Origin of the sequence: Sphingobium limneticum (assembly GCF_008710155.1) — a bacterium.
Classification (GTDB): Bacteria; Pseudomonadota; Alphaproteobacteria; order Sphingomonadales; family Sphingomonadaceae; genus Sphingobium; species Sphingobium limneticum.
Genome location: NZ_VYPZ01000005.1, coordinates 88,779 through 101,368 on the forward strand (window position 1 = coordinate 88,779; position 12,590 = coordinate 101,368).

General features: G+C 65.1%; 8 protein-coding genes and 1 tRNA gene. 5 read left to right on the top strand and 4 right to left on the bottom strand.

What is annotated here, in order from left to right:
* Positions 1-43 precede the first annotated feature (43 nt).
* Complete coding sequence (locus tag F4U94_RS08170; RefSeq protein WP_120252240.1) at positions 44-2,806, bottom strand: [protein-PII] uridylyltransferase; 2,763 nt, start codon at positions 2,804-2,806, stop codon at positions 44-46.
* Between the two features lie 9 nt (positions 2,807-2,815).
* Positions 2,816-5,473: a DNA mismatch repair protein MutS gene (gene mutS, locus F4U94_RS08175; RefSeq protein WP_120251326.1), complete on the bottom strand. Its 2,658-nt coding sequence runs from the start codon at positions 5,471-5,473 to the stop codon at positions 2,816-2,818.
* Positions 5,474-5,611: 138 nt separating this feature from the next.
* Between mutS and F4U94_RS08180 the strand changes: the two genes are divergently transcribed.
* The 4 genes from F4U94_RS08180 (at position 5,612) to F4U94_RS08195 (ending at position 10,828) form a co-directional block, all read left to right on the top strand.
* Positions 5,612-7,873 carry an NADP-dependent malic enzyme gene (locus tag F4U94_RS08180; protein WP_120252239.1) on the top strand — a complete coding sequence of 754 codons (2,262 nt, stop codon included), beginning with the start codon at positions 5,612-5,614 and terminating at the stop codon, positions 7,871-7,873.
* Between the two features lie 112 nt (positions 7,874-7,985).
* Positions 7,986-8,480, top strand: a complete 495-nt coding sequence (locus tag F4U94_RS08185; protein ID WP_120251325.1) for a flavin reductase family protein — start codon at positions 7,986-7,988, stop codon at positions 8,478-8,480.
* 156 nt (positions 8,481-8,636) lie between these two features.
* A complete protein-coding gene (locus F4U94_RS08190) occupies positions 8,637-9,617 on the top strand; it encodes a polysaccharide deacetylase family protein (RefSeq protein ID WP_120251324.1) in 981 nt (326 codons plus the stop codon).
* Positions 9,614-10,828: a carboxylate--amine ligase gene (locus F4U94_RS08195; protein WP_150411889.1), complete on the top strand. Its 1,215-nt coding sequence runs from the start codon at positions 9,614-9,616 to the stop codon at positions 10,826-10,828. Before F4U94_RS08190 ends, F4U94_RS08195 begins: the two co-directional genes overlap by 4 nt.
* On the opposite strand, the gene F4U94_RS08200 is transcribed toward F4U94_RS08195, so the two are convergent.
* Positions 10,797-11,348: an arsenate reductase/protein-tyrosine-phosphatase family protein gene (locus tag F4U94_RS08200; protein WP_120251323.1), complete on the bottom strand. Its 552-nt coding sequence runs from the start codon at positions 11,346-11,348 to the stop codon at positions 10,797-10,799. The genes F4U94_RS08195 and F4U94_RS08200 overlap by 32 nt on opposite strands.
* A 22-nt stretch (positions 11,349-11,370) precedes the next feature.
* Positions 11,371-11,462 (bottom strand) — tRNA-Ser (locus F4U94_RS08205).
* A gap of 235 nt (positions 11,463-11,697) precedes the next feature.
* Here F4U94_RS08205 and F4U94_RS08210 point away from each other — a divergent pair.
* Complete coding sequence (locus F4U94_RS08210; RefSeq protein ID WP_120252238.1) at positions 11,698-12,510, top strand: DUF1134 domain-containing protein; 813 nt, start codon at positions 11,698-11,700, stop codon at positions 12,508-12,510.
* Positions 12,511-12,590 lie beyond the last annotated feature (80 nt).

A 12,590-nucleotide genomic window follows, 5' to 3' on the forward strand; every position in this document is an offset into this window, starting at 1 on the left:
CATGCGTTTCTCGACTAAGCTCGAAACTAACGGATAGCTGCACTCACGCCCGCTCCAGCGCCTCGCCCACTTCGCCACCGGCCGCTTCCAGCAGGCGCCGTTCCAGCGTCTGCAACCGTGCCTTGCTCTCGATCTTCCCGCCCAGCAGGTCGGTGACATAGAAAGTATCGACCGCGCGCTCGCCATAGGTGGCGACATGGGCGCTGTGTACCGTTACCTTCGACTGGAACAGTGCATTGGCGAGGCTGAACAACAAGGCCGGCCGGTCGCGCGCATTGACCTCCACCACCGTAAAGCGGTTCGACGCCTTGTTGTCGATCAGCACATTGGGTTCGATGCGGAAGGCTTCGGCGCGGGTGCGGGGCAGGGGGCGCGCCGCCAGCTTGGTGATCATCCGGTGCCGGTTGGACAGCGAATCCTCGATCGCGCCGCGAATCCGCTTCAACTGATCGTCGCTGTGGAATGCGCCGCCTAGCGGATCCTGCACCAGGAAATTGTCGATCGCCACCCCGTCGCGCGTCGTATGGATGCGCGCGTCGATGATGTTGCCGCCGGCCAGATGGATGGCGCCGGCGATGCGGTAGAACAGGCCCGGATGGTCGGTGGCGTAGACCGTCACCAGCGTCGCGCCGCGCTGCGGATAATATTGCGCCGCGATCGACAATTGGGCGTCGCCCGCGGCCAGGATATGCTGGGCATTGTGGAAGAGAATGTCGTCCGGTTCCGCGATCCAGTAGCTTTCGGGCAGCCGCTTGCTGAACGCCTCGAACGTCGGTTCGTCCATGCCCAACGCCTCGCGCAGCGCATGCTGCTTGGCGATGACGCGCTCGCCCCGCCCCTTTTGCTTATGGCCCAGCCGCAGCACTTCCTCGGCGGACTCATAGAGATCGCCCAGCAACTGTCGCTTCCAGCTGTTCCAGACACCCGGTCCCACCGCGCGAATATCCACCACGGTCAGGCACAGCAGCAGGCGCAACCGTTCCGGGCTTTGCACCACATCGACGAAATCGAGGATGGTCTTGTAATCGGCCAGATCGCGTTTGAAGGCGGTGGCCGACATCAGCAGATGGTATCGCACCAGCCAGGCGACCGTCTCCGTCTCCGCCGGGGTCAGGCCCAGGCGCGGGCAAAGCTGTTCGGCCACCTCTGCACCCAGCAAACTATGATCGCCGCCGCGTCCCTTGGCGATATCGTGCAGCAGCACCGCGACATAGAGGGCGCGACGCGACAGCAATTTGCCCATCAGGTCGCTTGCCAGCGGATGGTCCTGCGTCAGTTCGCCCTTTTCGATCCGCGACAGCAGGCCGACGGCGCGGATGGTATGCTCGTCGACCGTATAATGATGATACATGTCGAACTGCATCTGCGCGACGACGCGGCGGAAGTCCGGCACGAACCGGCCGAAGACGGTGGATTCGTTCATCCATCGCAGCACCGTTTCCGGATCGCGCGGTGACGTCAGCACCTCCATGAAGGCGGCGTTGGCGCGCGGATCCTTGCGCACCTTGGCGGAAATCAGGCCTGCGTCCCGGCTCGCCGCGCGCATGGCGCTGGGATGGATCTGCAACCCATGCTTGTCCGCCACGGCGAAGATATCCAGCAGCCGCACCGGGTCCGCCTTGAAGAAATCGTCGCTGGGCAGGGCGATCCGCCCGCGTTCCAGAACGAACCCGTCCAGCTTCTTGGGCCGGCGGAAGATGGACGGAATATAGCGTCGCCCCTTTTCGGCCATCTGGTCGTCCAGATGCGCCAGGAACACGGCGGTCAGGTCGCCCACCGTCTTTGCGTTCAGGAAATAATAGCGCATGAAACGCTCGACCCCGGACCGGCCCGCACGCCCGGTAAAGTGCATGCGCGTCGCGGTTTCCAGTTGCAGGTCGAAGGTCAGCCGATCCTCCGCCCGGCCGGTGATGGTGTGCAGGTGGCACCGCACCGCCCACAGAAAATCCTCGGCCTTCTGAAACTGGCGCAATTCGGCTTCGGTCAGCAGGCCGACATCGACCAGATCGGCGACCGAGCGCACCCGGTTCACATATTTGCCGATCCAGAACAATGTGTGCAGGTCGCGCAGCCCGCCCTTGCCTTCCTTGACGTTCGGCTCGACGACATAGCGGCTGTCGCCCATGCGCTTGTGCCGCTCGTCGCGCTCCTCCAGCTTTTCGGTCACGAAGGCGCGGGCATTGCCCTGCATCACTTCTGCGTCGAAGCGGACCGACGTTTCTTCATACAGCGCCCGGTCGCCCCAGACATAGCGCGCCTCCAGCAACGCGGTGCGCACCGTCAGGTCGCTCTTGGCCATGCGCATCGTTTCATCGACCGAACGGCTGCTATGCCCGACCTTCAGCCCCAGATCCCACAGAGAATAGAGCATGGATTCGATCACCTGCTCGGTCCAGCCAGTCGGCTTCCAGGGGGTGATGAAGCCGATATCGACGTCGCTGTGCGGCGCCATTTCGCCCCGGCCATAGCCGCCCACAGCCATCAGCACGATCCGCTCGCCTGTGCTGCGATTGCCGGCGGGATAGAGATGATGCGTCGTCGCGTCGTAGAGCAGGCGCAATATCTGGTCGATCAGGAAAGCGAAGGCCGTCACCGACTCCCGTCCGCGGGTCGGCTTGACGCTCAGCCGGCGGGCGACTTCGGCCCGGCCCTCGTCCAGTGCCGCCTTCAATTCCTTCACGATTCCGCCGCGCAGGCGCATGGCATCGCCCCGATGCTCCTGCGCCAGAGCGTTGATCGTATCGGAAATGGCGCGCCGGTCGATGATCGCACGCCGCGATCCCAGCGCTGGATACTGTATGCCCATGGCCATGCTCTAGTCGTGCCGCATGTCGGCGGCCAGTTGTTTCAGTCGATATATATGATCGAGTGCTTCACGCGGGGACAAAGCGTCGGCGTCGATCGCCGCGATCGCCGCCAGCAGCGGATCGGGCGCTGCCTCCTCCTGCGTCGCCACCGCCGCGAACAAGGGCAGGTCGTCCAGCCCCGCCGCGATCCCGCCGGTCTTCGCCTTGCCCGCCTCCAGCCGCGCCAGCACATCCTTGGCGCGCTTCAGCACGGCCGGTGGCAACCCCGCCAGCCGTGCGACGGCCAGGCCGTAGCTGCGATCGGCTGGCCCCTCGGCCAGTTCGTGCAGCAATATGAGGTCGCCCTTCCACTCGCGCGCGCGGACATGGTGCAGCGACAACGACAACAGCGTCTCGGCCAGCCGCGTCAACTCATGATAATGTGTGGCGAACAGGCAGCGGCAGCGATTGACCTCATGCACCGCCTCCACCACGGCCCATGCGAGCGCGAGGCCATCATAGGTGGATGTGCCACGGCCCACCTCGTCCAATATGACGAAGCTACGCTCTGTGGCTTGCGCCAGGATCGCCGCTGTCTCGACCATCTCGACCATGAAGGTCGATCGCCCCTTGGCGAGGTTGTCCGACGCGCCGACCCGGCTGAACAGCCGATCAACCAGAGTCAACGTCGCGGCCTGCGCCGGCACATAGCCGCCAGCCTGCGCCAATATGACGATCAGCGCATTTTGGCGCAGGAAGGTCGACTTACCGCCCATGTTCGGCCCGGTGACCAGCCACAGCCGGTCGCCCTCGTTCAATCGGCAATCATTGGCGACGAAAGGCTGCCCGTCCTTGCGCAGCGCATCCTCGACCACCGGATGCCGTCCGCCCACGATGTCGAGGCACTGGCCCGCGCCATCTGCCGCAACAAAATGCGGCCGCTGCCATCCGCCCTCGGCCGCCCGCTCGGCGAGCGAAGCCGCCACGTCCAGCCGTGCCAGCGCATCGGCGGCGCGGGCGATGTCGGCCTTGCGATCCAGCACCGCGCCGATCAGTTCCTCCAGATGCGCCGCCTCGGCCACCAGCGCATGGGCACCGGCCTGCGCCACGCGTCCGGCTTCCTCATGCAGGTCGATCGAGTTGAATCGCACCACGCCCGCCAACGTCTGGCGATGGGTAAAGCCGCTGTCGGGCGCCATCAGCGCATCGGCGGCACGGGCCGGCACTTCGACATGGTATCCCAGCACGCCATTATGCCGGATCTTGAGCGCGGAAATCCCGGTCTGCGCGCGATATTTGGCCTCCAGCGCCGCGATCGCCCGGCGGCCGTCACTGCTCAGCCGCCGCAATTCGTCCAGCGCCGGATCGTAACCGTCGGCGATATAGCCGCCGCTCGCCGTCTCGGTCGGCGGAGCGGGCACCAGCGCGCGCGACAGCGCATCGACCAGCGCGCCATGCCCGTCCAGCGCCGGCAATAACTGCACCAGCATCTGCGGCGCATCGCCCAGCCGCCCCAGCCGCTCGCGCAGCAACCGCGCGCCGCCAAGGCCATCGCGCAACTGACCCAGATCGCGCGGGCTGCCACGCCCCACCGCCACGCGCCCCAGCGCCCGGCCGATATCGGGCAAGGCCCGCAGCGCCCCGCGCAACTGGTCGCGCAACGTCGCATCGTCATGGAACAGCGTGACCAGCCCCAGCCGCGCTTCGATGACCGCCAGGTCCATCAGCGGCGCCGACAGATCCTGCCCCAACAGCCGGGCGCCCGCGCCCGTCACCGTCCGGTCGATCGCGCCCAGCAGGCTGCCCGCCCGCGTGCCCGCCGTGGTCGACACGATTTCCAGACTCTCGCGTGTCGCCGCGTCGATCGCGACATGGCCGCCACTGGTCTTGCGCAGCGGCGGCGCCAGGAAGGGCAGCGTGCCCTTGCCCGCATGGTCCAGATAGGCGATCAACCCGCCCATCGCCGCCAGCTCGGCCCGGCCGAACTGGCCGAATCCGTCCAGTGTCGCCACCCCGAACAGGCGTTTCAGCGCATCTTCGGCCCGGCTGCTGGAAAAGGCGGTCTTGTCGAACGGGTGCATGTCCGCCACCTCGATGCCTGATCCCTCGGCCACCACCACTTCGCTCGGCCGCAACCGCGCCAGCTCGGCGGGCAGGTCGGCAAACGGGCAGGTCATCGTTTCGAACCGGCCGGTGGAAATATCGGCGGCGGCGATACCGATCTCGCCCGATCCTTCCCCGCCGACCTGCGCCAGCGCCACCAGCATATTGTCGCGCCGGCTGTCGAGCAGAGTCTCCTCGGTCAGCGTGCCGGCGGTCACATAACGCACGATCGCGCGCGCCACCAACGTCTTGCCGCCGCGCGCCTTGGCCTGCGCCGGCGTTTCGGTCTGCTCGGCGATGGCGACGCGATGTCCGCCCTTGATCAGCCGCGCCAGATAGCCTTCTGCGCTATGCACCGGCACGCCGCACATCGGAATGGGCTGGCCGCCATGTTCGCCCCGACTGGTCAGCGCGATATCCAGCGTCGCCGCCGCCATCTTCGCATCGTCGAAGAACAGCTCGAAAAAATCGCCCATGCGGTAGAAGAGCAGGCAGTCCTGCGCCTCCGCCTTGAGCGTCAGATATTGCGCCATCATCGGCGTCGGGGCGGCGGCAGAAGCTGGATTGTCGGTCGAAGAAGCCATGGGGCAGGGCGATAGCCTGAACCTTGGGCTGAAACCAGCGCTTCCCGGAACGGCAGGAAAATTGCGCTTCTCGCACTTGCCCACACGATAATCTTGCCGCTAGGGCCACCTTATTGTTCCATTATGTGGGTGCCAGCGATGTCCGATAAATCGAATGTGGAATTTTCCGAGCGCGAGGCGCTGTTCTTCCACTCGACCGGCCGCCCCGGCAAGATCGAGATCATCGCGTCGAAACCGATGGCGACGCAGCGCGACCTCAGCCTCGCTTACTCGCCGGGCGTTGCCGTCCCGGTACGCGCCATCGCCGCCGATCCGGCGACCGCTTATGATTACACGGCCAAGGGCAATCTGGTCGCGGTCATCTCCAACGGCACGGCGATCCTGGGCCTCGGCAATCTCGGCGCGCTGGCGTCCAAGCCGGTCATGGAGGGCAAGGCCGTCCTCTTCAAGCGCTTCGCCGACGTCGATTCCATCGACATCGAACTCAAGACCGAGGATGTCGATCGTTTCATCGATGCGGTCGAGCTGATGGAGCCGACCTTCGGCGGCATCAACCTTGAAGATATCAAGGCGCCCGAATGCTTCATCATCGAACAGACGCTCAAGGAACGGATGAACATCCCGGTCTTTCATGACGATCAGCATGGCACCGCGATCATCGCGGCGGCGGGCGTCATCAATGCGGCCCTGCTCACCGGCCGCGACATGAAGGACATGAAGGTGGTGGTGAACGGCGCGGGCGCCGCTTCCATCAGCTGCACCGAACTGATCAAGGCGCTGGGCGTCCCCAATGACAATGTCATCATGTGCGACAGCAAGGGCGTGATCTATCAGGGCCGCACCGAGGGCATGAACCAGTGGAAGTCGGCCCATGCGGTCAAGACCGACGCGCGCACCCTGACGCAAGCGGTCAAGGGCGCCGACGTGTTCCTGGGCCTGTCGGTCGCCGGGGCCATGAGCCAGGAGATGGTGAAGTCCATGGCGCCCAATCCGATCATTTTCGCCATGGCCAATCCCGACCCGGAAATCCTGCCGCCCGATGCCCACGCGGTGCGCCCCGACGTGATCGTCGCGACCGGCCGGTCGGACTTCCCCAATCAGGTCAACAATGTCCTGGGCTTCCCCTTCATCTTCCGCGGAGCGCTGGACGTGCGCGCGACCGGCATCAACGAAGCGATGAAGCTGGCCGCCGCCCATGCCATCGCCGAACTGGCGCGCGAGCAGGTGCCCGAAGAAGTGGCCAAGGCCTATGGCCGTTCGCACAGCTTCGGCCCGGACTATATCATCCCCGCGCCATTCGACCCGCGCCTGATGGAAGTGGTGCCCGCCGCCGTCGCGCAGGCTGCGATGGAAACCGGCGTCGCGCAAAAACCGATCGAGGATATGGCGGCCTATCGCCAATCGTTGAAGGCACGGCTCAACCCGACCACCTCGGTCCTCACCAGCGCCTATGAGATCGCTAAGGCCAACCCCAAGCGCGTCGTCTTCGCCGAAGCCGAAGAAGAAGTGGTGCTGCGCGCCGCCATCCAGTTCCGTGAGCTGGGCTATGGCATCCCCGTCCTGGTCGGCCGCGACGATGTGATGGAAAAGCTCAAGGCATTGGGCGTGCGTGATCCCGAAAGCTTCGAACTGCACAACAGCGTCAACTCGCCGCTGGTGCCCGACATGGTCGACCTGCTTTACGCCCGGCTTCAGCGGCGCGGCTATCTGCGTCGCGATTGCGAACGGATGGTCAATCGCGATCGCCATATTTTCGGCACGCTGCTGGTCAAGATGGGCGTCGCCGATGCGATGATCACCGGCACGACCCGCCCCTATGGCCAGACGCTGCGCGAAGTGAAGCGCGTGATGGACTCCGCGCCCGGCCGTACCCCCTTCGGCATCCATGTCATGGTGGCCAAGGACAAGACCGTGTTCCTGGCCGACACCACCGTGCATGAACGGCCGTCTGCCACCGAACTGGCCGATATCGCCGAAGGGACCGTGGCCGTCGCCCGCCGCATGGGCCATGACCCGCGCGTCGCCTTCCTGTCCTATTCCAACTTCGGCAATCCGCCCGGCGCTTTCCTCGACAATGTGCGCGACGCGGTGAAGCTGCTCGATGAGCGGGCCGTCGATTTCGAATATGAAGGCGAAATGACGCCCGATGCGGCGCTCAACCCCACCGTGATGAAAAGCTATCCGTTCAGCCGCCTGTCCGGCCCGGCCAATGTGCTGGTCATGCCCGGCCTGCAATCGGCGAATATCTCGGCCAAGCTACTGCGCGAACTGGGCGGCACGACGATGATCGGCCCGTTGCTGGTCGGCATGGAAAAATCGGTGCAGATCGCCACCATGTCTTCCAACGCGTCCGAACTGCTGACTCTGGCCGTGCTGGCGGCAGGCGGCGTCGCGCTCTGATCCCGCGCGGGCCATCGGCTGAGATTTTCTCGTCGGTGGTCCGCGCTTTATCATTTGCTTATGCCGCGTTCTGGGCGAGAGGGGGACGCATGAACCGTCTCGGGAGCAAGGCATGAGCGTGGCCAGTTTCGACAATGCGACTTTTCGCCGGGTGCTGGGCCATTACCCCACCGGCGTCTGCGTCGTCACCGCGGTAGAGGCGGATGGCACGCCGATCGGCATGGTCGTCGGCTCCTTCACCTCGGTTTCGCTCGATCCGCCGCTCGTCGCCTTCTTCCCGGCCAAAAGCTCGGGCAGCTGGCCGCGCTTGCAGGCGGTCGGCAAATTCTGCGTCAATGTGCTGGCCAGCGACCAGCTGCCGCTCTGCCGCCAGATCGCCGGTCCCGGACCGGACAAGTTTGCCGGCCTGTCCCACCGCGTGTCGGCCAATGGGTCGCCGATCCTCGACGATGTCGTCGCCTGGATCGACTGCACGCTCGACGCGGTGCATGAAGCGGGCGACCATTATATCGCGCTTGGCCGCGTGGTCGCGCTGGAAGTCGACCGTCCCGGCAGCCCCTTGCTCTTTTTCCAGGGCAATTACGGGGAATTTTCGCTGCTGGAATGAAGGATTCCGACGCCGGGCGTCGCCTTCAGGGGATAGCAAGGTTCAGGGGCGCATATTTCGGTAGAATTTCGCTATCGGACATGCCGGAGACATATTACCCCTCCTTAACCCGCATCATCTAATGCGGATGTGCCGCCCCCCGGACCGGACCTTTTGATGACCGCGTTGCTGATCACCGTCGATACCGAACTCTCCTCCTCGCTGCATCAGCGTGGGGTGAGCCTCGCCGACAATGTCGATCGGTCGATCTGGGCGCGGACGCGGTCCGGCGCTTTCGGCATCGGCTGGCAGATGGAGCAGCTCGACCGCCATGGGCTGAAGGGCGTCTTCTTCGTCGACCCCATGCCAGCGCTGGTTCATGGCACCGATTTTCTGGCCCCCATCGTCCACGCCATCGTCGCGCGCGGGCATGAGGTGCAGATGCATATCCATACCGAGTGGCTGGCCTGGGCGAAGGATTCGCCGGTCGGCGGTCGGCAGGGGCGCAATATCGGGGACTTTTCGCTGGACGATCAGATCATCCTGCTCGGCCGTGCCAAACAATGGCTGGAACAGGCCGGCGCGCCCGCCATCACCGCCTTTCGTGCCGGCAATTTCGGCGCCAATGACGATACGCTGCGCGCACTTGCGACTCTGGACGTTGCTTGGGACAGCAGCGTCAATCCGGCCTATCTCGGCCGCGAATGTGGCATTTCGGCCGACCGGGCACAGATCGGCGCGACCCGTGCGCAAGGTGTCGTCGAATTGCCGGTATCGGGCATAGAGGACCGGCCCGGCGGTTTCCGCCCGGCCCAGATCTGCGCCATGTCCGCCGCCGAGATGCGCGCCGGCCTGCGCCATGCCGTGCGGGAGGGGCATGACGCCTTCAATGTCGTCACCCATAGTTTCGAAATGCTCTCGCGCGATCGTCGGCGTCCCAATGGCGCCGTCATCGCCCGGTTTCAGGCGCTCTGCCGCGACGCCGCCCGGTTGCCCGGCGTCCGGGGTGCGGGCTTCAACGACTTGTCCGTGGATCTCGCCGACCGGCCGGCCCGCACGCTCAGCCGCGCCGCGCCCAGCCGGCTGCGCACCGGCCTGCGCCTTGCGGAGCAGGCCTTGGCGACCTGGCGCTACGAACATCGGCTGGTGCCTGCGTGACCGCATTGCCCGGTGCGATCGTCCTGGGTCTGGAAAACGCCATCGGCCTTGCGGTCGTGCGCGATCTGGGCCGGCATGGCGTACCTGTACATGGCATCGCGCGCGATTGCGCCTCCATCGTCATCGCCTCGCGCTATTGCACCGACTGGACGCAGCGCCCGACCGGCCCGATCGCCGACTGGCTGCCCGGCCTGATCGCCCGCACCGGCGCCCGCGCCGTTCTGGCCATTTCCGAAACCGACCTGCTGCAACTCTCGACCCTGCCGGCGATGATCGGCGATTGTCACATCCTCGTCCCCCGGCCGCAGCAGCTCGAACGGGTGCTGGACAAGATGCAGACTTTGCAGGCGGCGACGGTGGCGGGCCTGCGCGTGCCACAGACCTGGCAGCCGCACGCTGACGAGGATTTCGCCGCCCGTGCCGCGCAGATGCGTTACCCGCTGGTCGCAAAATGGTCCAATCCGCCCGAAATCATGGGTCTGCTCGAACGAGCGGGCCTGGAATGGATCAAGACCGACTATATTCGCGACGCAGCCCAACTGCTTGCCTTGCTGGACCGCTATGCGCCGATCGGCCGCTGGCCGTTGATTCAACAATATTGCCGGGGCGTGGGCCTGGGCCAGATGCTCTATATGGCAGGCGGGCAGGCGACGCTGCGCTTCCAGCATCGTCGTCTCCACGAATGGCCGCCCGAAGGAGGCGTTTCCACCCTTTGCCGCGCCGAACCCGTGAACGCGCATGGTGCGCAAATGGCGCTGTCGGAAAAGCTGTTGCAGGCGCTCGATTGGGAAGGGCAGGCGATGGTCGAATATCGCTACGAACCCGACAGCGGCCATTATTGGTTGATGGAGGTCAACGGCCGCTTCTGGGGCAGCCTGCCGCTGGCGCTCCATTGCGGCGCCGACTTCGCGTGGGAGGCCTATCGTCGCACCGTGCTGCGCCAGACCGATCCCGCCCCCCCGGCGCGCGACAATCTGCGCGCGCGCTACATGGTGCCCGAAACCAAAAGGTTGGTCCGCATCCTCCTCGCGCCCGGCCGCATCGACGATCCTTTTTTCCGTCGCCGTCCGGTCGTCGATCTGGTCGCCTATCTGCTGGCCTTTTTCGACCCGCGTGCGCGCTATTATGTGTTCAGCCGCTCGGACCCGCGGCCCTGGCTACGCGACATGGTGCAGATCGTCAGGAAAGCCGTGCGCCGGGAAAAGCCCTGACCAATTGCGGGATCGCCCGGTCGATCCGCATCAGGCACGTCGCCATGTAGCGATCGTCAAGGCTGTAGGGATCATGCAGATGCGGCAACATCGGCTGGGTCCACTGGCCCAGCAGCATGCGCGGCATATCTTTCAGGCGCGGATCGCCTGCCAGCCGGTGCAATTGCCGCACCTCCATCGCCAGCAGCAGGTCGCCGTCCTGCGGTTCATGATCCTGCATATCGATCGCCTGGTGCGCCGACAGGTCATGGCCCAGCGCCGTCGCCGCCACGATGGCGGGCGGATGGGCACCGCGCCCGCTGGTGGTGGACAGGCCGAAGGAAGCGACGTTCAGCCCTGCCTTCTTTGCGGCCACATCGGCAAAGGCGCTGCGACAGATGTTGCCCTGACACACGAACACCAACCGCCGCACCTCCGCCACATCGGGCGCACGGCTGGCGGATCGACCCAGCAAGAGTTGCGGATAGGATAGAGCGAGCCGGACAAGCCCACGAAAGGTACCGAAGCGGGACTTGATCATCGCGCGGAACCTATTGAAAAATTGGCGGAGACGGAGGGATTCGAACCCTCGGTGGCCCCTTAAGGCCACGACGGTTTAGCAAACCGCTGGTTTCAGCCACTCACCCACGTCTCCGCACGAAATTTGTCCACCTTCACAGGGGGACAATGGCTGGGGAGGGGCTATAGCGATGGCTTTGCTGCATGGCAACGGGCTGGATCAGGAATTTTCGCCTCTTCCGCATTTTTCGTTCCGGCGCGGAATCGACTCGGGTCGCCGTTCGTTCATTGTCGTTTCAGCTTGCTGGTCGCAATGCCTGTATCTGGGTCTATATATGGCTATGACGCGCGCTTTTCGGGGAGTATCGGGCATGATCGGCATCAACGGGCAGATAGGTGCCCGCATCGCGCGAGCAAGCGTGCTGGTCGCCGCGCTGGCTGGCATGGCGCTGACGCCGCTTGCCGCCTCTGCGCAGGTGCGCACGATCGATCCCAACAGCGCGATCGATTCCGATCTCGCGCCGCCGCCGCCGACCAACAGGAACCCCACCGATCCCGGCGTCGATTCCAGCGTGGATCGGGGTGCGACGCCGTACGAACCCAATCTGGATGCCGGTGTTCCGCCCGTCGCCAATGGCGGCAACACCGCGACCGGCGCGCCCGTGACCACCAATTCGCCCCCTGCCGCAATGGCGCCGGGCGAATCCTATCAGGAAGACGATCTGATCGGGGCTGCCGAAGGCGTGTTCGGCAAGGGGGCCGAAGGGCTGGCCGGCATGATCGAGAAAATTCTGAAGGATCAGGGTCGCCCCAACGCCTATATTTCCGGGCGTGAGGCGTCGGGCGCCTTCGTCGTCGGCCTGCGCTATGGTTCGGGCACGCTCAACCACAAGGTGGAGGGCAAGCGCGAAGTCTATTGGACCGGCCCGTCGATCGGCTTCGACGTCGGCGGCAATGCGGCCAACACCTTCGTCCTGGTCTATAATCTCTACGACACGCAGGATCTCTACCATCGCTTCCCCGCGGCGGAGGGCACTGCCTATCTCGTCGGGGGCTTCACCGCCTCCTATCTGCGCTGGGGCAGCGTGGTGCTGATCCCCATCCGTCTCGGCGTTGGCTATCGGCTAGGCGTCAACGCGGGCTATATGAAATTCACGGAAAAGCGGAACTGGTTGCCTTTCTAAATCAGCACAAGCACCCCTCCCGCTTGCGGGAGGGGCATCCAGGCTTGGCGAGCCGTAGGCGAGTTTAGCCGCACCGGGGT